Origin of the sequence: Chryseobacterium foetidum, assembly GCF_025457425.1 — a bacterium.
In the GTDB taxonomy this organism is placed as follows: domain Bacteria; phylum Bacteroidota; class Bacteroidia; order Flavobacteriales; family Weeksellaceae; genus Chryseobacterium; species Chryseobacterium foetidum.
Window position 1 is genome coordinate 2,543,500 of record NZ_JAMXIA010000001.1, and the last position, 20,825, is coordinate 2,564,324.

Sequence of the window (20,825 nt, forward strand, 5' to 3'; positions counted from 1 at the left end):
ACTGTTGCAGCATTTCTTCCGGCAAAAAAAGCAGCCCTGTAAAAAATTACAGAGCTGCCAACACTTTTATATATTTGAAATTTTTTATTTTGCTACAACAGTTCCTTTGAAAGAAAGTGTTTTAGGAGTTTTGCTGTCGCTCGTAGTAACATTTACCGTTTTGATGAAAGCTCCCGGGCTTGCTGCATTATAGTTTGCTGCAACAAATCCTGTTTTACCAGGTGCGATAGGCGTTTTCGTATAATCAGCAGTAGTACATCCGCAAGAAGGTGCTACGTTTTCAATGATAACCGGCGCTTTAGACGTATTTTTAAATTCAAATCTGATCAACTTCGGAGTTCCCTGTGGAATGTTTCCTACGTCAATCGTTTCAGCTTTCCATTTGATGGCGTCAGCGATTACGTTTACAATTGCATTGTTTGCAACAGGCAGAACTTCAGCATAGAAAGTTGAGAATGCTAAAACGGCCAATAAAGCGGAGATTTTCAATTTTTTCATAAAATTATATTTATTGTTGTTATTAAATTCAAAGAATGTGATTTCAAACTTTTGATGTAACAAATTTACTCAACATTTTTAAAATTATTGTTAATCACTTTCAAAGTTTTGTTAATGAGTTGTTAATGATAAAAATTAAATAGATATTTTTGGATAATATTGCCTCTGAAAATGGAAATAAAGAAACTCAATATCATTATAACTTTAGGTCTTGTGGCAATTGTCGGAATTCTGATCGCCCAGCTTCTGTGGACTAGGCAGGCCTACAATCTTGAAGATAAAAAGTTCAATCAAACCGTAAACATCGCGCTTCTTGAAGTCGTTGAAAAATTGTCAGGGCCCGAAACTTCATTCACCAAAAGTCCTGTTCAGAATATCGCCAACGATTATTATGTGGTAAACATCAACAACGAGTTTCATCCCGATGTGCTGGAATATTATCTGAAAACAGAATTTACACGTCTGCAAATCAATACCAATTACGTCTACGCGGTCTACAATTGCCACAGCGACAAAATGTTGTACGGAAAATACATCAGTCCGGAAACAAAATCTTCTGAACATAAGAAAATAAGTTTTCCCAAACATGAAAATCTTACTTATTACTTTTCGATCCGTTTTCCGGATAAGACAACTTACCTTATCAGCTCGCTGAGGTTTTGGTATTTGCTGACGTTTGCCCTGATCATCATACTTTTGGTCTATGTTTATTCTATTTACACGATCATTCAGCAGAAAAAATTCTCAGAACTTCAGCGTGATTTTATTAATAATATGACACACGAGTTTAAAACACCGCTCTCATCAATTCTGCTGGCAACGGAGGCTTTAAATAAACAACAGTCTGTGGTTGAAAATCCGAAACTTCAAACTTATACTTCAATTATAACCAATCAAAGTCTCAAACTGAACAGCCACGTTGAAAAAATTCTGAATATCGCCAAACATGATGCCTCCGGTCTGGATTTAAAGCTGGAAAAAATACATCTCAATACCTTTATTAAAGATATTTTGGAAGTCTTAAAGCAGAAAAATGAAAATGTAAAAATTGAACTGGAAATTGATGATAATCTGGTGATTAATGCAGACGAATTTCATTTCAGCAATGTAGTGTATAATCTTTTGGATAACTCTCTGAAGTACTGTGACGGAATTCCGGAGATCAGAATTTTTTCCGTAAAAGATTCAAAAGGCTTATATTTAAAGTTTCAGGACAAAGGGATGGGGATTCCACAGAAAAACATAGCCCACATTTTTGATAAATTTTACAGGGTAAATTCGCAAAAAAGTGATGAGGTCACTGGTTTTGGTCTGGGATTGTTTTATGTGAAAAAAGTAGTGCAGCAGCATCACTGGAAGATTTCAGTTGAAAATAATCGGGATTCAGGAATCACAACAACGCTGTTTATCCCGAATAATTAATTGTAAGCAATGGAGAAATCTAAAATTTTATACGCTGAGGATGACGAAACGATTGCATTTCTCATTCAGGACAGCCTTGAAAATTTTTACGACATCAGGCGTTTTTCAAATGGGAAAACTGCTCTTGAAGCTTTCAATAATGACAGTTTTGATATTTGTCTTCTGGACATTATGATGCCTGAAATCAACGGTTTTGAGCTGGCAGAAAAGATCCGGGAGAAAAATGCTGAAATTCCCATTATTTTTACATCGGCTAAAGCTTTAAAGGAAGACAGAATCAAAGGTTTGAAAATTGGCGCAGATGATTATCTGGTAAAACCTTTCAGTATTGAAGAATTGATTTTGAAAATTGAAGTTTTCCTCAAACGTTCCAAAAAAACTGAAACACTTCCCCAAAATTTTACCGTTGGGAAATATATTTTCGATCCTAAAAATTATACTTTAAAAAATAATTTAAATACAGTTACGCTTACCCAGCGGGAATCTGAACTGTTGTTTTTCTTTATCCGGAACAAAAATACCGTGCTGAAAAGACAGGATATTCTGAAGGCTATCTGGGGCGACGACGATTATTTCATGGGAAGAAGTCTCGATGTTTTTATCTCAAGGCTGCGAAAGGTTTTGTCTGATGAAGAGCAGATTTCCATTGAAAACATTCATGGAATCGGGTTTCGTTATTCTGAGAAGTAATCTCAATGAGATTTGATTTTACTCAAATCTAAACCATAATATTTTACGGCTGATTTTTATTTAAATTTACGGGTCAAATAAAACTTCATGAGAAAGCCGGCAATTCTTCTTTTTATCATTGTTTCAATTTTCAGTTCAAATCTGAATGCTCAAAAAACGGAAAAGTTAATTCAGTACGTAAATCCACTTATCGGAACTGAAAAAATGGGTCACACTTATCCGGGAGCAACGGCACCTTTTGGAGCTGTTCAGCTGAGTCCGGAAACCGATACGATTTCCTACGCCTTAAACGGGAAATACAACGGTGAAGTTTACAAATACTGCGCAGGCTATCGCTATGAAGACAACACGATTGTAGGTTTTAGTTCGACCCACTTCAGCGGAACGGGACATTCTGATTTGGGAGATTTTTTAGTCATGCCGACAGTCGGGAAATTACAGTTGAATCCCGGAACGTCCGCCAATCCTGAAAACGGTTACAGAAGCAGATTTTCACATCAAAATGAAAAAGCAGAAGCAGGATATTACAAAGTAAAACTTGATGATCACAATATTTTAGCAGAATTAACGGCAACTACAAGAGTTGGCGTTCATCGTTACACCTTTCCAAAGTCTGATCAGGCACATATTATTTTAGATTTAATGGCCGGAATTTACAATTACGACGGCAAAAATGTCTGGACTTACGTGCGTGTAGAAAACGGAAATACTATCACAGGATATCGTCAAACCAATGGTTGGGCAAGAACCCGAACCGTTTATTTTGCTATGAAATTTTCGAAGCCTTTTAAATCTTACGGTCAGAAAAACTTCGATGAAAAGCAGGTTTACAATGGTTTCTGGAGGAAATTTGACCAAACCAAAAACTTTCCCGAGATCGCCGGAAAAAATCTGAAAATGTATTTTGATTTTAACACCAATGAAAATGAAGCGATAGAAGTAAAGCTTGCAATTTCACCCGTTAGTCAGGCGAATGCGATGGAAAATTTGGAAAAGGAAACCGGAAATTTATCTTTTGATGAAGTTAGAAAACAAACTCAGGAAATCTGGAATAAAGAATTAAATAAAATCATCGTTCAAGGTTCTGAAACTGATAAAACCAACTTTTATACAGCAATGTATCACACCTTCATCAGTCCGACAACCTACACGGATTTCAACGGCGAATATAAAGGCTTAGACCAAAATATTCATAAAGCACAAGGTTTTACAAATTATACAACATTTTCAATCTGGGATACTTACCGTGCATTGCATCCTTTTTTCAACATCATTCAACCCAAGCGGAATAATGATATGGTGAAATCGATGATGGCACATTACAACCAGTTTTCGATGAAAATGTTGCCGATCTGGTCGCATTATGCCAATGACAACTGGTGCATGAGCGGTTATCATAGCGTAAGTGTGCTAGCGGACGCGATCATCAAAGGTAATTACGACGGTGATTCAAAAGCTGCCCTGATGGCCTGCGTGGAAACTGCGAACAAAAGAGATTACGAAGGCATCGGTTTTTATATTGACAAGGGTTATATTCCTGCTGAAAAAAGTGGAATTTCAATTTCAAATAATTTGGAATATGCTTATGATGACTGGGCGATTGCTCAGCTGGCAAAGCATTTGGGCGAAACGGAAATTTACAGTCAATTCATCAAACGTTCAGAAAACTGGAAAAATAATTATGATAAAAGCATAGGATTTATGCGTCCCAGACTTGCTGACGGAAGTTTTAAAAAAGATTTTAGTGCCTTAAGCACGCACGGACAAGGCTTCATCGAAGGAAACTCATGGAATTACAGCTTTTTTGTTCCTCATAATCCTACTGAATTGATGACCATGATGGGTGGAAAGAAAAAATTCGCTTCAAAATTGGACGAATTATTCACAATGCATCTGCCAGACGAGTTTTTTGCAGACACGGAAGATATTACCAGAGAAGGAATTATCGGCGGTTATGTTCACGGAAACGAACCTGCTCATCACGTTGCTTATCTTTATAATTGGGCTGGTCAGCCATGGAAAACACAGGCACAAATCAGAAAAATTCTGGAAATGCAGTACAAAGCAACACCCGATGGATTGGGCGGAAATGACGATGCAGGGCAGATGAGTGCGTGGTATATTTTGAGCTCACTTGGCTTTTATCCTGTCGCACCTGGTTCGGAAGATTATGCAATTGGAAGTCCGGCTGTTGAAGGTGCTGTTTTAAATTTAGAAAACGGAAAAACTTTTGAAATTGAAGCCATTAATCAAAGTCCAAAAAGTGTTTATGTTCAGAAAATTCTTTTGAATGGAAAAGAAATTAAGAATTTTACGTTGAAACATTCAGATATAATGAATGGCGGGAAACTGACTTTTTATATGAGTGCAAAAGCGAAGAAATAATCTATTTATTTCTCCCAAGTAATCCATATAGAAGTTTTTCCTTGATTTCTGCGTTAATTTCATCCGTGGATTCTATATTTCTTTTAAACCAGAAATAGGAATTATTCAGTGTATGAAGAATAAATCTCGTTGTGAAAGTCGGGGATTTCAGCTCCCAATTTTCGGCGGTATAAATTTCAGAAATCAACTGCTCAACTTCCTGCTGGTAGTTTTTTCTTAAATCTACAAATTCGGTTAGACGTTCTTCCAGATGTTTCCATTCATTGGAGTAAATGTGCGTTACATCACGGTTTTTCAGAACAATGGAAAGATGTTTGTCAATAAAAAGATTGAGTTTTTCTTTTGGCGGAAGCGATGTGGTTTTTATAATCTGTAGTTCATCAAAAAACTCCTGAGCCACTCCGAAACAGATCCATTCTAGAATTTCTTCCTTCGAGCGGATGTGTGCGTACAAAGATGCCGCCTTGATGTTCAGCTTCGTTGCCAAATCCCTTACAGAACTTGCCGGATACCCTTTTTCTTTAAAAAGTTCTATGGCTACTTCCAGTATTTTCTGTTGTTTTTCTCTCAATTCCATGCTTGGTTACAAAAGTAAATATTCTGAATTTAAATCTATTCTTTTTGATGAATGATTTTCAGACGGTGGCCTTTTACGTTTTAAAAAAAATTAAAAATCGTTTACTGACTATTTTTCATAATTAAATCCATCAATTTTAATCAGAAACGGAAATTTTGTCTTTTCTAAAGGATGGTTAAATGTTAAATTCGGAAATTTTGACCATATTTTTTATAAAATCAATAATTGAATACTTTTTGCGATAAGCTATTCGAATTAAATGATTGACCGAACATTAAGAATTTAAACCTCTAAAATTTAACTTCTTAATGTTTTTTAAAAAGAAAAAACCAAAAATAAATTGTATGGATTTTGATAATTTTTTTAAAAGATAAAATTATATCAGCAGTTAAATTTTGAATCTTAAACATTAAATTTTAAATATAAAAGTATGAATCTTAATCAATATACAGTAAAATCACAGGAAGCCATTCAGGCTGCGCAACAGGTAGCTATGGAATTTGGCAATCAGCAGATAGAACCGCAACATCTTCTGGAAGGAATTTTTCAGGTGGATGAAAATATATCGCCTTTCCTGCTCAAAAAAGCGGAAGCGGATGCAACGTTGGTAAGAGAGCGTAACAGAGAAAATTTAGAAAAACTCCCAAAAGTTCAGGGCGGAAATATTTACCTATCACAGTCAGCCAACAAAGTTTTGCTGGATGCACCGAACATCGCCAAAAAAATGGGTGATGAATTTGTCACCATCGAACATTTATGGCTTTCACTTTTGGAAACCAATTCTGAAGTTTCGAAAACGCTGAAAGATATGGGCGTTACGAAAAGCCTTTTGGAAGGCGGAATCAAAGAATTGAGGAAAGGCTCGAAAGCGACTTCTGCAAGTTCGGAAGAAACGTATCAGTCTTTAAATAAATATGCTAAAAACTTCAACGAACTCGCTGCAGAAGGAAAACTTGACCCGGTAATCGGCCGTGATGAAGAAATCAGAAGGGTTTTGCAGATTCTTTCAAGAAGAACAAAAAATAATCCGATTCTGATTGGTGAGCCGGGCGTTGGTAAAACCGCGATTGCAGAAGGAATTGCACACAGAATTATCAATGGAGACGTTCCTGAAAATCTACAGGATAAAACTTTGTATTCTTTGGATATGGGCGCTTTGATCGCCGGTGCAAAATACAAAGGTGAGTTTGAAGAGCGTTTGAAATCTGTCGTAAATGAAGTCATTAAATCAGACGGACAAATCATTCTTTTCATCGACGAAATCCACACTTTGGTGGGAGCCGGCGGTGGTGAAGGTGCGATGGATGCGGCAAATATTTTAAAACCGGCTTTGGCAAGAGGAGAATTAAGAGCGATCGGAGCAACTACTTTGAATGAATATCAAAAATATTTTGAAAAAGATAAAGCGCTTGAAAGACGTTTCCAGAAAGTAATGGTGGAAGAACCGGATACGGAATCGGCAATTTCCATTCTTCGTGGAATTAAAGATAAATATGAAGCGCACCACAAAGTAAGAATCAAAGACGAAGCGATTATTGCGGCGGTGGAAATGTCTCAACGATATATTTCAGACCGTTTTTTACCGGACAAAGCGATTGATTTGATTGATGAAGCTTCAGCCAAACTGAGAATGGAAATCAATTCAAAACCTGAAGAGCTGGACGTTCTCGATAGAAAACTGATGCAGATGGAAATTGAGTTGGCTGCCATTTCGAGAGAAGGCAATCAGACAAAAATCGACCATTTGAAGGAAGATATTTCGAAAATTTCTGAACAGCGAAATGAAATCAATGCGAAATGGCTGAAAGAAAAACAAAAATCTGAGGATTTAACACAGATTAAAAAAGATATTGAATCTCTAAAACTCGAAGCAGAACGTGCTTCAAGAGCTGGAGATTATGCTAAAGTTGCTGAAATTCAGTACGGAAAGATTAAGGAGAAAGAAGATGCTTTGCAGAAGCTCGAACTTGAAATGCAAAATCATCAGAATGAATTGATTAAGGAAGAAGTAACTGCCGAAAATATCTCTGAAGTGATTGGAAAATGGACTGGAATTCCTGTTACGAAGTTGCTTCAGTCTGAGAGAGAAAAATTACTGCATCTGGAAACCGAACTTCATCACAGGGTTGTGGGTCAGGAAGAGGCAATAGAAGCCGTTGCAGATGCCATCAGAAGAAACAGAGCGGGCTTGAGCGATGAGAAAAAACCAATCGGAAGTTTCCTGTTTTTAGGAACGACCGGAGTTGGTAAAACTGAGTTGGCAAAAGCTTTGGCGGAGTTTTTATTCGACGACGAAAACAATATGACGAGAATTGATATGAGTGAATATCAAGAACGTCATTCGGTTTCCCGTTTGGTTGGTGCGCCTCCAGGATACGTTGGTTATGATGAAGGCGGACAGTTGACTGAAGCAGTTCGAAGAAGACCTTATTCAGTCGTGCTTTTGGATGAGATTGAAAAAGCGCATCCTGATGTTTTCAACACGCTATTGCAGGTTTTGGATGACGGAAGATTGACGGATAACAAAGGCAGAGTTGTGAATTTCAAAAACTCGATTATTATTATGACTTCTAATCTCGGTTCACATATCATTCAGGAGAATTTTGAAAATATTACTGAGGAAAATCAGGATGAGATTGTGGACAAAACGAAAACTGAAGTTTTTGATTTATTAAAACAAACTTTACGTCCGGAATTTCTGAACAGGATTGATGAAACGGTATTGTTCCAGCCATTAAGAAAAAAAGAAATCGGAAAAATCGTTCAGTATCAGTTGAGAGGGTTCAATGACATGCTTGCAAAGAGAAATATCATTATGACCGCAACACAGGATGCTTTGAATTATTTGACCAATAAAGGTTATGATCCTGTTTTTGGAGCAAGACCTTTGAAAAGAGTGATTCAGCAGGAAGTTTTAAACAAATTATCAAAAGAAATCCTTGCAGGAACCGTGAATGACGGCGACAGAATTACGCTGGATTATTTTGAAGAGACAGGTTTGGTTTTCAGACCCACAGAAAAGTAATAGTTTTTTTTCATATTTAGTTTTTTAAAATTCCGGTTGGAGGCATTGCTTCCGACCGGAATTTGTCTTTTAAACCTGAACTTCTAAATTTTTGGAATCAAATATAAATCAACTGTGTCTTCACAACCTTTCTCCCTAAACTTTCCAAAACGTTTTTGTAATTTTCGATTTGAGCATCATTTTTTTCGCTTTCCTCTCCGGTTTTAAAATCGACAATCACGTATTCATTTTGATGCTTTAAAATCCGGTCAGGTCTGTAGATTTTTGTTACTCCGTTTTCAGAAATCATAATGTCTTTTTCGTTGATAACTTCCCATTTTTCATCGAAAAATTCTTTGTGCTGATCAATAATTCTTAGGAGATTTTTTTCGATATCAACTTTCTCTTCCAATGTAATCTGACCTTCCAGAATGTATTTTTCTAAAACTTTTGCGATGTCTTTTTTGGTATTAATTTTCGACAGAAGTTCGTGCACAAAAAGCCCGATTCTCACTTTTTCAATTCTTGTCTGATAATTTTTTGAAGGTGTCGCTACTTTTATTGAAGTCGTCTTTTCGTTGAGGTTTTTAAGCTCGGTAATATTTTTAGTCTTGAAAGAAGATTTTTTATGGTAAATCTTTTTTTTCAGCATTTCAGGTTCTGTTGGGTACAGATCAAATTCATCATCAACATTATTTTTAGACTGGACAAATTCCAAAATCTCCAGATTATTTGAAGTTTTATTTGCTTTCTGAATGTAAAAAAACAACTGCTCAACCGGTCTTGTAGTCGCTACATATTGCAGACATAGCCTGTCGACGAAATTTTTGTACGAGTTTTCCTGATTAAAAATTCCGATCTCTTCATCATACACTTCCAGATTTTTGCTGAACTGGCTGATGTTGACCGATTGCAAAACATCCAAATCTCCGGTGTCGAACCAATTGGTAAATTCCGCATCACGGTTTTTATTGATCATCGGGATAAAAACGATCGGAAACTCAAGTCCTTTCGCCTTATGAATCGTCATGATCTGAATCGCATCAATGTTTTCCGAGGCCTGAATGGTGTGTTTTGAAGCTTCCTCATCCCAGTATTTCAGAAATTCTTTTGTGCTCGCTCCTGCATTTTGAGTGAAATTAAATAACATTTCGAGGAAATTTAAAAGGAAATCAGTTTCCTTATTTTCTACCGAAAATTCATTGATGTAAAATTCGACAAAATTATAAAGATTAAATTTTGGGAAATCGTCCTGATGAAGCTTTACGCCATAAATTTTTTCAATCTGCTCCGCAATGAGTTCATGGTCTGAAATATTCAGAATTTCCTGCATTCCAACAGTAAAATCATCCATTACAATCCGTCCCGATTTTCTCAGAAAATACATCATCATAATCAGGCTCGTTTTGTTTTTTCTGTTGCTTTGCCATCTCAGAAATTCGATGACAGCTTTCAGTGTATTCGAAAGATCCAAAGTAAGTCCTTTGTCTGAAATTGTTTTGATATTGGTGGTTTCGCCTTTGTAATTGACTGTCAGATTTCCCAGTTTTTGAGAGTAGCTGAAAATATCAAAATTGCCACGGCACAGAATGGTAATGTCAGAAAACGAAAAGCCGTTATCAAGGCTTTCCTGAATGTCTTTCTGCATTTTTTCTGAAGTGTCGGTGTAAAAATCTTCATTCGTGAGATTTTCGATGAGGTTTATTTTTACCCTTCCTTCAAGAGACGATTTTGGGTTCTGTTCGCCGTCAGTTCCAAAAATATTCTGATGTTCTTCGTTCAAATTTGCTGAATGAAAACGGTACAGGTCATTATTGAAATTCACAATATTTTTCGCACTCCGCCAGTTGTCTTTTAAAACCAAAAGTGATGCTTCTTTCGGCGTAATTTCTTTTTTGCTGATAATGTCGAGCATCAACTGACTTTCACCACCACGAAAACGGTAAATACTCTGTTTCGGGTCACCCACCAAAGTAAATGAAGTGTTGTCACTGGAAACGGCATGATCTCTCAACGGAAGAAAATTCTGCCATTGAAGCTCCGATGTATCCTGAAATTCATCAAAGAAATAATGATGAAACTGCGAGCCCACTTTTTCATAAATGAATGCCGAAGGTTCACTTTTCAGATTTTCATTGATCAAAATATTGAATTTTGAAAGCAGAACCAAATCGTTTTCCTCTTCAATCTTTTTCAGCTCATCCTGAATGTCTTTATTTACCTTTAAAGGCAAAAGTGCAGCGAGAATTTTTTCTTTTTTCTGTGTTTCAATAAAAATTTTAATGAGTTGAATACGGTTTTCAAGAAGCTGATCAAGAATTTCAAGAATATCCTGTTCCTTATGTTTCGATTTTGCTGCAGCACCCTTCCCGAAAGTATTTCGGGCCGATTCCTCATTGGCCGGAAACGGAAAATCTTTCCTGTTTTTCTGATAATAATCTGCAACTTTTACAAAAAATCCGCCCAAACCATTTTTACCCTGAGCAAAATCTTCAATTTCAATCGCTCTGTCTTTGAAAAGCTGAATTGAATGTAACGTAAGCTCAAGCGACTTCTTTTTATTGGCTGAAATTTCTTTTCGAAGCGTATTTTTAATGTCTTCATATTTCTCATTATCAAAATCTTTATTTTTCTGAAGATTCTCATAATGAATGTCTTTCACAAATTCTTTTGCAGAATCGTAGAGATTTTTGTTGAGGTTAATTCTTTCATTATTTTCTAAACTGTAATCCACATAATCCATGAATGAATTGGAAATCACATCGTTTTCCCCAATCTGATCGAGCATTTTGTCGACGGCTTCAATTAAAAAAGGTTCAGGATCAATTTCAAGATTAAAGTTTTTGGCTAAACCCAATTCGTATGAAAAACTTCTTACCAAACGGGAATTAAAACGGTCAATCGTCCCGATATTTAAAGTGGAATAGTTGTGAAGAACGTAATCCAAAAGCTTCTTCGAACGGTAATGAAGCTCGTGAATATCTATTTTCAAACCTTCAGCTTCAAAAGCGATCTGAATATTTTTTAAATCTGAATTATCTGCATAATTATTTTCAGTAAATCTTCCCAGCCACGAAAGAATTCTTTCTTTCATTTCGTTGGCAGCTTTGTTGGTGAATGTCAACGCCAGAATATTCCGAATTGACTGTGCCTGATTGGGATAACGAAGACAGATCATCAGAAGCCGCTGCACAAGAGCATACGTTTTCCCTGATCCCGCCGAAGCGTTGATTACCGTATATGAATTTTGCATTTTTTACAGAATTTAAACTGCAAGATAATATATTTTCTGTAGGATTTTTAACAGTAGCGATCGGTATTTTAACAAATTCGAACCAAAAATTAATAAGAATTGATAAAACGTGTTAATGCAGGTTAAAATTTATTTTTAAACCTAAATATATTTTAGATTTGCTGAAATAAAACAATGGCCTGTGAAATTTAAATTACTCTTTATCTTTTCGTTTCTTCTTTCACTCAGTTTCCATGCTCAGGAATATATTTTTGGGAAGACGGTTTCTGAGGAAAATGCAGAAATGCCCAACGTCACGGTAATCAACATCCGTACTGACGAAAGAGTGTTGACCAATGACGATGGTCATTTTATGATCTCAGGAAGAAAAGGTGACAATCTGCGTTTCATACTGCTGGGCTACGAACGTTTTCAGACAATTATAACTTCTGAAAATTTAAAATCACCTTTAAATATTACCCTTAAAAGAAATGCGCTTGCGATTGAGGAAGTTGTTTTGAAGAAGAGACTTACGGGAGATCTCGCAATCGATATAAAAAATTACAATCCGCCTACCAAAGTTCAGAAATTGAAGTCTGATTTGGGGAAATACATGAGCCAAAAATCTGATCCAGGAGTGTTGGCAGCAAAACCAGGCGAGTTTGTGCAGCCCGTTACGAAAGGTACTTTTAGTTTTGGGAAAATTAAAGACAAATGGGACGATGTAGATTTTATGAATTATCTGATTCATGCATTAGGAAATGATTTTTTTGCCGAACTGAAGATCGAAAATTCTCAAATTCAGCATTTTATCTACTATATTTTCAACAGTGGTTTTGAGAGAAAGCGAATTCTGAAATACGGTTATTGCAGCGATGCAGATCTGAACAGATTTAAAAGTGCAGTTCTGCTGAGAATAACGTCCTACAAATCTCCGCCAGTCATTACAAAATGAAAATAAATTTATTTTTCCTTTCTTTATTGTTTTCCGTGCTTTCATTTGCTCAGAATACAGTTTCAGGAACTGTTTCTGATGAAAACGGAAGTTTGCAGGGTCAGGTTTTGGTGTTTAATTTTAACAAAAATCAATCTGTTTTTTCAAATACTGACGGAAGTTTCTCGATTCATGCTGATCCAAACGACGAAATTCGGTTTGTGAAAGATGGATTTTATCGGTTTGATTTAAAAGTAACTGCAAAATCTTTCGCTGACAAAAACACTGTGATAATCAGACATGTAGAAATTATCATCCCCGAAGTCGAATTAAAATTTCAGCCAACCGGAAATCTTGAAAAAGATGCTAATAATGTCGGAATTTCTAAAAGAGTTGCAGCCTTAAATTCTAAAATGGATGCGTATATGAAATCTCCCATGACTGAAGCTATACCTGAAAATGCGACGCCAAAATCCTTTCAGCCACACAATTTTAATGAAGGACAGGTGAGTCTTATTGGAGTTGCTGAAGCAATTACAAAATTGATAAGCGTAAAAACTACAAAGCCTAACTATTATGAAACCAGAGATTTTCTCGCCAGATTAAAGTCTGAAATTGATCTCAGTTATTACAGGAAATTTGGGATGGGAGATGAGGGAATTGACCGCTTTCTATTGTATGCTGAAGATATTTTTATGCTCTCAAAAAAGTATCGGAAGAAGTTTGATAAAGCAAAGATTTCCAATGATCTGATGTCAGCATTTAGCGAATATAAAAAGACTAATAATCTTGAATATTAATGATAAACGACATCATGAATTTCGTTTGTTGTCTCACCTAAATTTGTAGGCTGAAAATTAGCCAACAGCCACAAGTCAAGTTTCTTTTTTCCGTTGCCATAGCTTGGCTGGATGTACATTTCGTCAATTAAGCTGAAACCGTTTTTCTGATAAAACGAAAATCTTCGTTTTGAATTTTCATTCAAATTTTCCGGCTCAATCTCCAGAATAATTCTTGGATGGTTTTCCTTTAAAAGATCAATAATTTTTGAGCCTGCTTTTTGATTTCTGAATTCAGCAAAAACTTCAAAATGTTCTACAAAAATAAAATCGGAAAGTTCCCAAATAATGACATAACCGATGTTTTCACTTTCATTAAAAACTGAAAAAACCTTCACGTTTGGATGAGTAAAAAGCTGTACGAACTTGATCCAGTCGCGCCTTTCGTCCTCAGGAAAAGAGGAAGTGTACGAACTGTAAATCTGTCTGATTCTGTAATCGTCGGGTGAAGTAATCTGATTGAATTCCATAATAAAGTAGCCTAAGTTTATTTGAACCGTTAAAGATCAAAAACACTTGGTCGGCGTGTGATAAAAATATCTTTGATCCAAAGCGTAAAAGCAAGACCAAGATAAATGAGAAAGAAAAATCCGGCCGTTGCAAAAGTGGAGTAGATAAAGAAAACCCGAAGTTTAGAAACGGGAATCCCCAGCTTGGCACCCATTCTTGTGAGTACTCCAAACCATTCTCTTTCCATTTTATGACGTAAATTATCCAACATTTTACTGCTCTTTTAATATTTTAAAACCGATACTGCAATTTAGGCAATTTTTTGGTGTGCAGTAGTTTTTATAATGATAAATTAACCCCTGACTCTGCAAAGCATTTTTTATTTTCAGGCCTAAATTTTTCCAACCATCTAAAACTGAGTTTTTTTCTGAAACAATATCTTTATAAAACGCCAGAATCTCTTCGGCAATTTCTTCGTTTTGGTATTTGTGATACGTATATTTTACCGGCAGTACGGTATTCAAAAAAATCAGTTCAATGAAATCTTTAGTTAAAATTTTAGGCTGATCTACAGGCGAAACTTTTCCAAAATTAAAATGATTGTCCCAATATGCTGACGCTTTAATATCTTTGAAAATACGAAGCAGCTCGTCGGTATTTTTAGCATCAATTATTTTTGAAAAAAGGTTTTGATGCTGATGGTAAAGGTTGGCTAATTGCGATAGCCTGACTGTTGGGAAGTTTGGCGGTCTTAATCTTAAAAACTTTGGTCGGATAATAATATTGTTCACTTCAAATTTGGCATTCAAAAAATCAAATTCTCTTTTCCAAATTTGCATTTGTTTATCTTCAGGATTTTCCAGCCAGCCTGAAATGCCAAATAGGAGAGCTTCGATTTGCGTTTTGTTTTGTCTGATTTTATTGAAAACTGTAAAATCAATACTTTCCGCAATCTGTTTAAAAATCTGCGCATTTACTTTTAAACCGAAGGAGTAGGCGAGGCTGTGGAAGAGAACGGCTTCATAATTATTTTTAAATCTCTTCAGATCTTCTTCAATCTCAAGCGATTTTTCTTCGAGTTTTTTCAGAAGACTTTCTTCATAGAAATGAACGGGGATATTTTTAGGATCGAATAAATCTTCACATGCAATAAACTGACTTTCCTTTTCCAGCTTTTCATATTTTGCGAAAATAGATTTGTCAATATGATTGATCAGTTCAAGCGTGGGAATATTTTTTAATTTAAATTCATCAATGTCTGCGTCATTCTGATAAACTACGTGCAGAATAATGTTGTCGTAGTTGGGATCTTTGGTGTGCTGATGAAAAATCCAGTCTGAAGATCTTACGTGGAGCTCAATGTTTCCGGCTAAGGTTACTCCGTTGATTTTTATTTTAGCCATCAGAAAATCGGGTCCGGAGTCTGTATTCCAACGTCCGAAATCGATTATGTCTACGGGATTTCCTTCGGTGTCTTTAAAATCAAAATTGGTAAAAACCCTGAAGTTCCAAAGGTATTGAAGCAGTTTTTCGGTCATCGTCTGTGTGTTTTAACTTAATTAAAATTAAAAAAAAAAAACAGATACCTTGATTATTTTTAATCTTAAAAAAAAGAAATACCGAACAAAACTGTTCTTGATAAATAATTAGAATGCCTAAATACTGCAAAACTCAAAAATCCTTATTTCAAGGGCTTCCTGCATCCCTGCAACAGGTTTGCGGAGCTTCCGCAAGTTCCAAACACCCTCGCAACAGACTTGCGGAACCTAGTGAAAGCTTGTCGCACCCTGGTAACGAACTTGCCGGAAAGCTTGAAAGTCTCCCGCACCCCTGCGACAGGTTTGCCGGAAAAAAGTATGAGCATCAGAATTATTTAAATAGTCTAGTCCAATCGCTCCATCGGAGCATTATCTATGTCGGACATAATTTTATTGATAAAAGTGCAGTCCGTAGGACTGCTATCTGTGTTCTGTAATTGGGATTTAAATTAAATTTTTTCGCTTCCCAATGCAACTGAATTGCTTTTGAAATCATGTGATAAAATTGTAGATTTTGAAATCAAAAAACATTTAGAAACCACTAATATATTTATCCAATATTTATTATTAAACCATAATTTTCGTCCATTTGTAGGATAATATCCTTGAAATTAGTTGTAGTTTGAAATAGCTCTGTAGCCTGATAATTATAGTGAGGCTCATTTAATTTTCTACAATAAATTTCAAAGTCTTTTAAAAAATTAACCTGTGACAATTCGGATAATAATTTTTCTTTATCATCTAAGGCAAATAAAAAAACGGCAGAATTTCTGTTTAAAGAAAGTTTATTAGAATATTGATCTAAGCCAAAAATTATTTTTTTCTCATCAATAATGAAACTTAGTAAATCTGAAAAAATGTGTGAATTAAAATTTTGGTTAATTTTTTCTGTAGTAGATTCTAAATAATTCCAATAATTATCTGTAATCTTTCCATACCATTTTTTTGAATTTCAGAATTTAAAATCAGTTCATTAATTGAAGTATCGAGATTAAATTTTCTTACATCTACAATCATATTTTTATTTTATTATAAAACAGAGAATAAATTTTGATAACAAAAAAAGAGCGTTTCCGCCCTTTCTTATTTTATACTTTCGTCAGTTCCCCTTTGAAATTCTCAATCGTCGTCTTATACATTTCCTCGTAAATTGGGAGAACGTTTTTCAGGTCAAACTTAATCGCCTGCTGCTTGGCATTGATTTTCATTTGGGCTAAAAGTTCCTCGTTGCTCAGAAGCTTGATGCAGTAATTGCTCATTGCCTCCACATTTCCAATCTCAGCAAGGAAACCTGTTTCCCCCTGAATATTCACTTCGGGAATTCCTCCGGCATTGGAACTGATAACGGGAGTGTTGGCAGCCATCGCTTCCAAAGCAGCAAGACCGAAACTTTCCTGTTCAGATGGAAGTAGAAATACGTCAGAAAGCTGAAGAATTCTGTACAGATCATTCACTTTACCCAAAAGTCTGATTTTGGAAATCAGTTCGGGATTGTGTTCCAGAAACTGGTTTACCTTTTCCATATCCGGACCTTCACCAATAATGATGAGTTTTGATTTTACCTTTTTCTCCACACTTTTAAAAATCTGCAGAACTTCTTCAACCCTTTTGACAGGACGTAAGTTGGAAACGTGAATCAGGATTTTCTCATCCGGATTGGCAAATTGCGTACGCTGGCATTCATTGCATTCATCAAATTCAGAATTATCGATAAAATTGGTAATCACCTGAATTTCTTTTTTAATTCTGAAAAACTGAAGCGTGTCTTTTTTCAAACTTTCAGATACCGATGTGATTGCATCCGACTGGTTAATAGAAAATTCTACTGCGTGTTTATAGCTCGGGTGCTGACCTACCAAAGTAATATCAGTTCCGTGAAGAGTGGTCACCAAAGGAATATCGTTATTGTCTTCTTTCAGCATCTGCTTTGCCGTAAACGCTGCATAAGCATACGGAATTGCGTAATGCGCATGCAGTAAATCAAGTTTGTAGAGATTCACAACACGGTAGATCATCGAGCTCAACGCAATATCATAAGGCTGATACTGAAAGAGTGGATAAGTCTGCACGTTTACCTTGTGAAAAAATATATTGGGATTGGTAATATCTAATCTTGCAGGCAGGGCAGAACTGATGAAATGTACCTCATAGCCTTTGTTGGCGAGAGACATCCCGAGCTCTGTTGCTACAATTCCGCTTCCTCCGTAGGTAGGATAGCAAAGTATGCCTATTTTCATTTTTACTTATTAATTTATAGTTTTGGATAAGATTTAATTTGATTTTGCTTTAAGATCAATTCCCGCACCCGCTTTTAGATTATCATTCACTAAAACCGGCAGTCTACCGTGAATTTTTGTCTTTCCTTTCAAAGCATTGGCTGTTGCTGTCATCGAATCATCATTGTTCTCGTAAGAAACTAAAACAGTTGAAATTTTAGACAGATCAATATCCTTCAAAGCATACGGACTTCCGAAAACATTCAGAATGACATTGTGTTTCTTTGAAAGTTCGTTGAGGATTCTCTTGGATTCAACAGATATTTTATAAGGTTTGTACGCTGTAGAATTATCTTTATGAAAACCTACCAATACCGTTGAGCCAGCCGGAATCGTTTTAATCTCATTTGCTTTTTTAAAAATCACCGAACTTTGCATTTCATTAGCAAAAGTCTGATAAGATGCTTCTTCTAGAGGAACGTAATATGTGTTTTCTTTTAAATGTAAAAGTTTCTTTTCGTCTTTAATTAAAGTTAAAGCATTTGAGTACATTTCCTGAACAATCGCCGTATGTGAAGCATTGTTCAGATCAGAATTGATATTTTGCGGATTTTTCGGAGTGTATTGGTTTATGCCTAAAAAATATTTGGTTAACAAAATTTTCTTTACACTTTCTTCCACTCTCGCCTGCGGAATTTCGCCGTTATCGATTGCTTTTTGAATTAATCTTTTACCTTCAGCAACTCCCTGAGAAAACAACATAATGTCATTTCCTGCTTTGAAAGCCATAGCATCCAGTTCGCCTGGCTTGTATTTATTGGCTACAGCACCCATGTTTAGGGCATCCGTGATGATCAAACCTTTATAGCCAAGTTTCTCTTTCAGTAATCCTGTGACAATATTTTGTGATACGGAAGCAGGAATACCTTTTCTGGATTCCAAAGCGGGAACGTAAAGATGAGCGACCATCACACCGCCGATATTTTTATTCATCAGAGCTTTGAAGGGAGCAATTTCAACCTCATTTAACCTGTCAATTTTATGGGAAACTACTGGAAGATCCAGGTGAGAATCTGTGCTGGTATCGCCATGGCCAGGGAAGTGTTTGATAGCAGCAAGAATATTGTTGTTCTGCAAGCCGTTGGAGTAGGCGAGGGCAGATTTGGTAACATTCTTTACTTCTGAACCGAAACTTCTGTTTCCGATAATAGGATTATTTGGGTTAGTGTTGACATCCACCACTGGTGCAAAGTCCCAGTTGATCCCCATTCTGTGACAGTCTTCTGCAATTTTGGCAGACATTTTTTCAATCAGATCTTTATCCTGAATAGCTCCGAGTGTCATTGCCCAAGGGTATTTGTGAGCCGTGGCAATTCTCTGGTACAATCCCCATTCTGCATCCATCCCGATCATCATTGGAGTCTTAGATTTTTGCTGAAATTCGTTAACAAGAGTGATTTCTCTCGCAGCATCGTCCTGCATCAGAATAAGACCACCAATCTGTTCATTTTTAACGATATTTCTGATTTCATCTATGTGATTATCACCTTTATTGGTATAAAGTGCCACTATAAACAGCTGACCCAGTTTTTCGCTTTGGGAGAGGGAATTGTATTTGTCGTCAACCCATTTTTCAGCTTTTTTGATATCCGCTTTAGACCAATCTTTGGGCTGATACTGAGCATGAAGATTTACATTTAAAATTAATAAAACGATAAGCGCTACGTTTGATAATTTTTTCATATTAATTAGAATAGAGACAAAAATACAACTAAAAAATTAGCCTTAACCCAATTTTTCATTTTTTTGGTATATGATTTGATTTGGCAACAGCAATTAAATATATAAATTTTTTACAATGAAAAAAATATTTCCAATTTTCATATTTGCATTACTAAGCATTTTCGCAGTGAGCTGCGATAATAATGATGATGTGATCGTACAAGAGCCAGTAGCTACAGATGTCGCAAGAATGCGTGATGTGACTGGTACCCTAACAGCAGCAAACAGTTATTCTATAAATACAGGAATTAATATTTTAAGTAGCGATGTTGTTTTAGTTTACAGAAATTTCAATTCAAATTTACCTAATACCACACCTGTATGGCAACTATTGCCAAAAACGTTCTATCTGTCAAATGGTAGAATTTTAGAATTTAATTTTCTATTTGATCCTACCAACGTAGAGATTTATTCAGAAGGGAACTTTGACCTGGCAACAATGACACCTGCTGAAGCTGCTGAGTTTAAAACAAATCAAACATTCAGAATAGTTTTAATTCCTGCAGATCCGGCGAAAAATGCAAATAAACCAGACTATAGAGATTACAATGCTGTAGTAAAGTATTACAATCTGAAAGAGCCAAAATAAGGGAACAATATCTTTTCAATTTTTTATAATTAAAAAGCTTCGGGAAATTTTTTCCGAAGCTTTTGTTTTTATCTGTCATTATCATCCAAAAGATGACCGAAAAAATCTTTCTTTGTCTGAAGATATCCGCGGCTATTTTCGTTTGCCGGGATTTGTAATGGAATGCGGGAATTAAGTTCAATGTTGCTTTCTTCAACAAATCTTACTTTCTCAGGATTGTTTGTGAGCAGATTGATTTTTTTTATTTCCAGATTGTTTAAAATATCTATGGCAACACCAAAGTTTCTGTCATCTGCGGGAAGTCCGAGTTCCAGATTAGCCTGAACAGTGTCAAAACCTTTTTCCTGGAGCGAATATGCACGAAGTTTATTGATTATTCCTATATTTCTGCCTTCCTGACGAAGGTAAATAACGATGCCCCCGTGTTCATGCATATATTTCATTGCTGCATCCAGTTGCTGTCCGCATTCACATTTTTGAGAATGAAAAACTTCTCCTGTAATACATTCTGAATGAAACCTGACGTTTACAGGTTGGGTAAAATCTGTGTTTTCAGCAACAATTGCCATGTGCGGCATCCAGTCCTGAGCATTTTCTGCAAACGCAATCATCCGGAAAGTACCGTGTTCTGTAGGAACATTAGCTTCCGCCTGAATTGTAATCATTAAT

Annotated in this window: 16 protein-coding genes; 7 read left to right on the forward strand and 9 right to left on the reverse strand. The window is 35.9% G+C overall.

Annotated features, from left to right (window positions below; all coding sequences use genetic code 11):
• Nucleotides 1-84: 84 nt before the first annotated feature.
• Nucleotides 85-498: a DUF1573 domain-containing protein gene (locus NG809_RS11945; protein WP_262150915.1), complete on the reverse strand. Its 414-nt coding sequence runs from the start codon at nt 496-498 to the stop codon at nt 85-87.
• A 171-nt stretch (nt 499-669) separates the two neighbouring features.
• Between NG809_RS11945 and NG809_RS11950 the strand changes: the two genes are divergently transcribed.
• The 3 genes from NG809_RS11950 to NG809_RS11960 all read left to right on the forward strand — a co-directional run bounded on the left by NG809_RS11950 (nt 670) and on the right by NG809_RS11960 (nt 4,995).
• The gene (locus NG809_RS11950) at nt 670-1,920 is read left to right on the forward strand and encodes a sensor histidine kinase (RefSeq protein WP_262150917.1); all 1,251 of its coding nucleotides are present in this window, start codon (nt 670-672) and stop codon (nt 1,918-1,920) included.
• 9 nt (nt 1,921-1,929) lie between these two features.
• Entirely contained in the window at nt 1,930-2,610 is a 681-nt protein-coding gene (locus NG809_RS11955; protein WP_262150918.1) for a response regulator transcription factor, read from the forward strand.
• Between the two features lie 87 nt (nt 2,611-2,697).
• The gene (locus NG809_RS11960; protein WP_262150920.1) at nt 2,698-4,995 is read left to right on the forward strand and encodes a GH92 family glycosyl hydrolase; all 2,298 of its coding nucleotides are present in this window, start codon (nt 2,698-2,700) and stop codon (nt 4,993-4,995) included.
• A gap of 1 nt (nt 4,996) precedes the next feature.
• Here NG809_RS11960 and NG809_RS11965 read toward each other — a convergent pair whose 3' ends face one another.
• Nucleotides 4,997-5,572 carry a TetR/AcrR family transcriptional regulator gene (locus tag NG809_RS11965; RefSeq protein WP_262150922.1) on the reverse strand — a complete coding sequence of 192 codons (576 nt, stop codon included), beginning with the start codon at nt 5,570-5,572 and terminating at the stop codon, nt 4,997-4,999.
• Between the two features lie 430 nt (nt 5,573-6,002).
• Between NG809_RS11965 and clpB the strand changes: the two genes are divergently transcribed.
• Nucleotides 6,003-8,597, forward strand: a complete 2,595-nt coding sequence (gene clpB / locus NG809_RS11970; RefSeq protein ID WP_262150925.1) for an ATP-dependent chaperone ClpB — start codon at nt 6,003-6,005, stop codon at nt 8,595-8,597.
• 97 nt (nt 8,598-8,694) lie between these two features.
• Here clpB and NG809_RS11975 read toward each other — a convergent pair whose 3' ends face one another.
• On the reverse strand, nt 8,695-11,829 hold the full coding sequence (locus NG809_RS11975) for a UvrD-helicase domain-containing protein (RefSeq protein WP_262150927.1): 3,135 nt from the start codon (nt 11,827-11,829) through the stop codon (nt 8,695-8,697).
• Nucleotides 11,830-12,010: 181 nt separating this feature from the next.
• On the opposite strand from NG809_RS11975, the gene NG809_RS11980 reads away from it, so the two are divergent.
• Both NG809_RS11980 and NG809_RS11985 read left to right on the forward strand, forming a co-directional pair.
• A complete protein-coding gene (locus tag NG809_RS11980; RefSeq protein WP_262150929.1) occupies nt 12,011-12,763 on the forward strand; it encodes a carboxypeptidase-like regulatory domain-containing protein in 753 nt (250 codons plus the stop codon).
• Nucleotides 12,760-13,542: a carboxypeptidase-like regulatory domain-containing protein gene (locus NG809_RS11985; RefSeq protein WP_262150931.1), complete on the forward strand. Its 783-nt coding sequence runs from the start codon at nt 12,760-12,762 to the stop codon at nt 13,540-13,542. The genes NG809_RS11980 and NG809_RS11985 overlap by 4 nt, the downstream gene beginning before the upstream one ends.
• On the opposite strand, the gene NG809_RS11990 is transcribed toward NG809_RS11985, so the two are convergent.
• The 5 genes from NG809_RS11990 to NG809_RS12010 all read right to left on the reverse strand — a co-directional run bounded on the left by NG809_RS11990 (nt 13,539) and on the right by NG809_RS12010 (nt 19,528).
• Nucleotides 13,539-14,051: a GNAT family N-acetyltransferase gene (locus NG809_RS11990; protein WP_262150934.1), complete on the reverse strand. Its 513-nt coding sequence runs from the start codon at nt 14,049-14,051 to the stop codon at nt 13,539-13,541. The genes NG809_RS11985 and NG809_RS11990 overlap by 4 nt on opposite strands.
• Nucleotides 14,052-14,080: 29 nt before the next feature.
• Nucleotides 14,081-14,302 carry a PspC family transcriptional regulator gene (locus NG809_RS11995; RefSeq protein ID WP_262150936.1) on the reverse strand — a complete coding sequence of 74 codons (222 nt, stop codon included), beginning with the start codon at nt 14,300-14,302 and terminating at the stop codon, nt 14,081-14,083.
• 1 nt (nt 14,303) lies between these two features.
• Nucleotides 14,304-15,569 carry a DUF2851 family protein gene (locus tag NG809_RS12000; protein WP_262150938.1) on the reverse strand — a complete coding sequence of 422 codons (1,266 nt, stop codon included), beginning with the start codon at nt 15,567-15,569 and terminating at the stop codon, nt 14,304-14,306.
• A 1,088-nt stretch (nt 15,570-16,657) separates the two neighbouring features.
• Nucleotides 16,658-17,806, reverse strand: a complete 1,149-nt coding sequence (gene bshA / locus NG809_RS12005) for an N-acetyl-alpha-D-glucosaminyl L-malate synthase BshA (protein ID WP_262150941.1) — start codon at nt 17,804-17,806, stop codon at nt 16,658-16,660.
• Nucleotides 17,807-17,839: 33 nt separating this feature from the next.
• The gene (locus NG809_RS12010) at nt 17,840-19,528 is read right to left on the reverse strand and encodes a glycoside hydrolase family 3 protein (protein WP_262150943.1); all 1,689 of its coding nucleotides are present in this window, start codon (nt 19,526-19,528) and stop codon (nt 17,840-17,842) included.
• A gap of 115 nt (nt 19,529-19,643) precedes the next feature.
• Here NG809_RS12010 and NG809_RS12015 point away from each other — a divergent pair, with 115 nt between their 5' ends.
• Nucleotides 19,644-20,156, forward strand: coding sequence for a hypothetical protein (locus NG809_RS12015; RefSeq protein WP_262150945.1), 513 nt, complete (start codon nt 19,644-19,646; stop codon nt 20,154-20,156).
• A gap of 68 nt (nt 20,157-20,224) precedes the next feature.
• On the opposite strand, the gene ribA is transcribed toward NG809_RS12015, so the two are convergent.
• Nucleotides 20,225-20,821 (reverse strand): GTP cyclohydrolase II, encoded by a 597-nt coding sequence (ribA, locus tag NG809_RS12020; protein WP_262150947.1) that lies wholly within the window; start codon nt 20,819-20,821, stop codon nt 20,225-20,227.
• Nucleotides 20,822-20,825: the final 4 nt, after the last annotated feature.

Coding starts and splice junctions, on each gene's coding strand:
- ribA (WP_262150947.1), bottom strand. CDS start 20,821: ATGATTACAATTCAGGCGGAAGCTAATGTTCCTACAGAACACGGTACT.
- NG809_RS11990 (WP_262150934.1), bottom strand. CDS start 14,051: ATGGAATTCAATCAGATTACTTCACCCGACGATTACAGAATCAGACAG.
- NG809_RS12000 (WP_262150938.1), bottom strand. CDS start 15,569: ATGACCGAAAAACTGCTTCAATACCTTTGGAACTTCAGGGTTTTTACC.
- NG809_RS11955 (WP_262150918.1), top strand. CDS start 1,930: ATGGAGAAATCTAAAATTTTATACGCTGAGGATGACGAAACGATTGCA.
- NG809_RS11945 (WP_262150915.1), bottom strand. CDS start 498: ATGAAAAAATTGAAAATCTCCGCTTTATTGGCCGTTTTAGCATTCTCA.
- clpB (WP_262150925.1), top strand. CDS start 6,003: ATGAATCTTAATCAATATACAGTAAAATCACAGGAAGCCATTCAGGCT.
- NG809_RS11985 (WP_262150931.1), top strand. CDS start 12,760: ATGAAAATAAATTTATTTTTCCTTTCTTTATTGTTTTCCGTGCTTTCA.
- NG809_RS11965 (WP_262150922.1), bottom strand. CDS start 5,572: ATGGAATTGAGAGAAAAACAACAGAAAATACTGGAAGTAGCCATAGAA.
- NG809_RS11995 (WP_262150936.1), bottom strand. CDS start 14,302: ATGTTGGATAATTTACGTCATAAAATGGAAAGAGAATGGTTTGGAGTA.
- bshA (WP_262150941.1), bottom strand. CDS start 17,806: ATGAAAATAGGCATACTTTGCTATCCTACCTACGGAGGAAGCGGAATT.
- NG809_RS12015 (WP_262150945.1), top strand. CDS start 19,644: ATGAAAAAAATATTTCCAATTTTCATATTTGCATTACTAAGCATTTTC.
- NG809_RS11975 (WP_262150927.1), bottom strand. CDS start 11,829: ATGCAAAATTCATATACGGTAATCAACGCTTCGGCGGGATCAGGGAAA.
- NG809_RS12010 (WP_262150943.1), bottom strand. CDS start 19,528: ATGAAAAAATTATCAAACGTAGCGCTTATCGTTTTATTAATTTTAAAT.
- NG809_RS11960 (WP_262150920.1), top strand. CDS start 2,698: ATGAGAAAGCCGGCAATTCTTCTTTTTATCATTGTTTCAATTTTCAGT.
- NG809_RS11950 (WP_262150917.1), top strand. CDS start 670: ATGGAAATAAAGAAACTCAATATCATTATAACTTTAGGTCTTGTGGCA.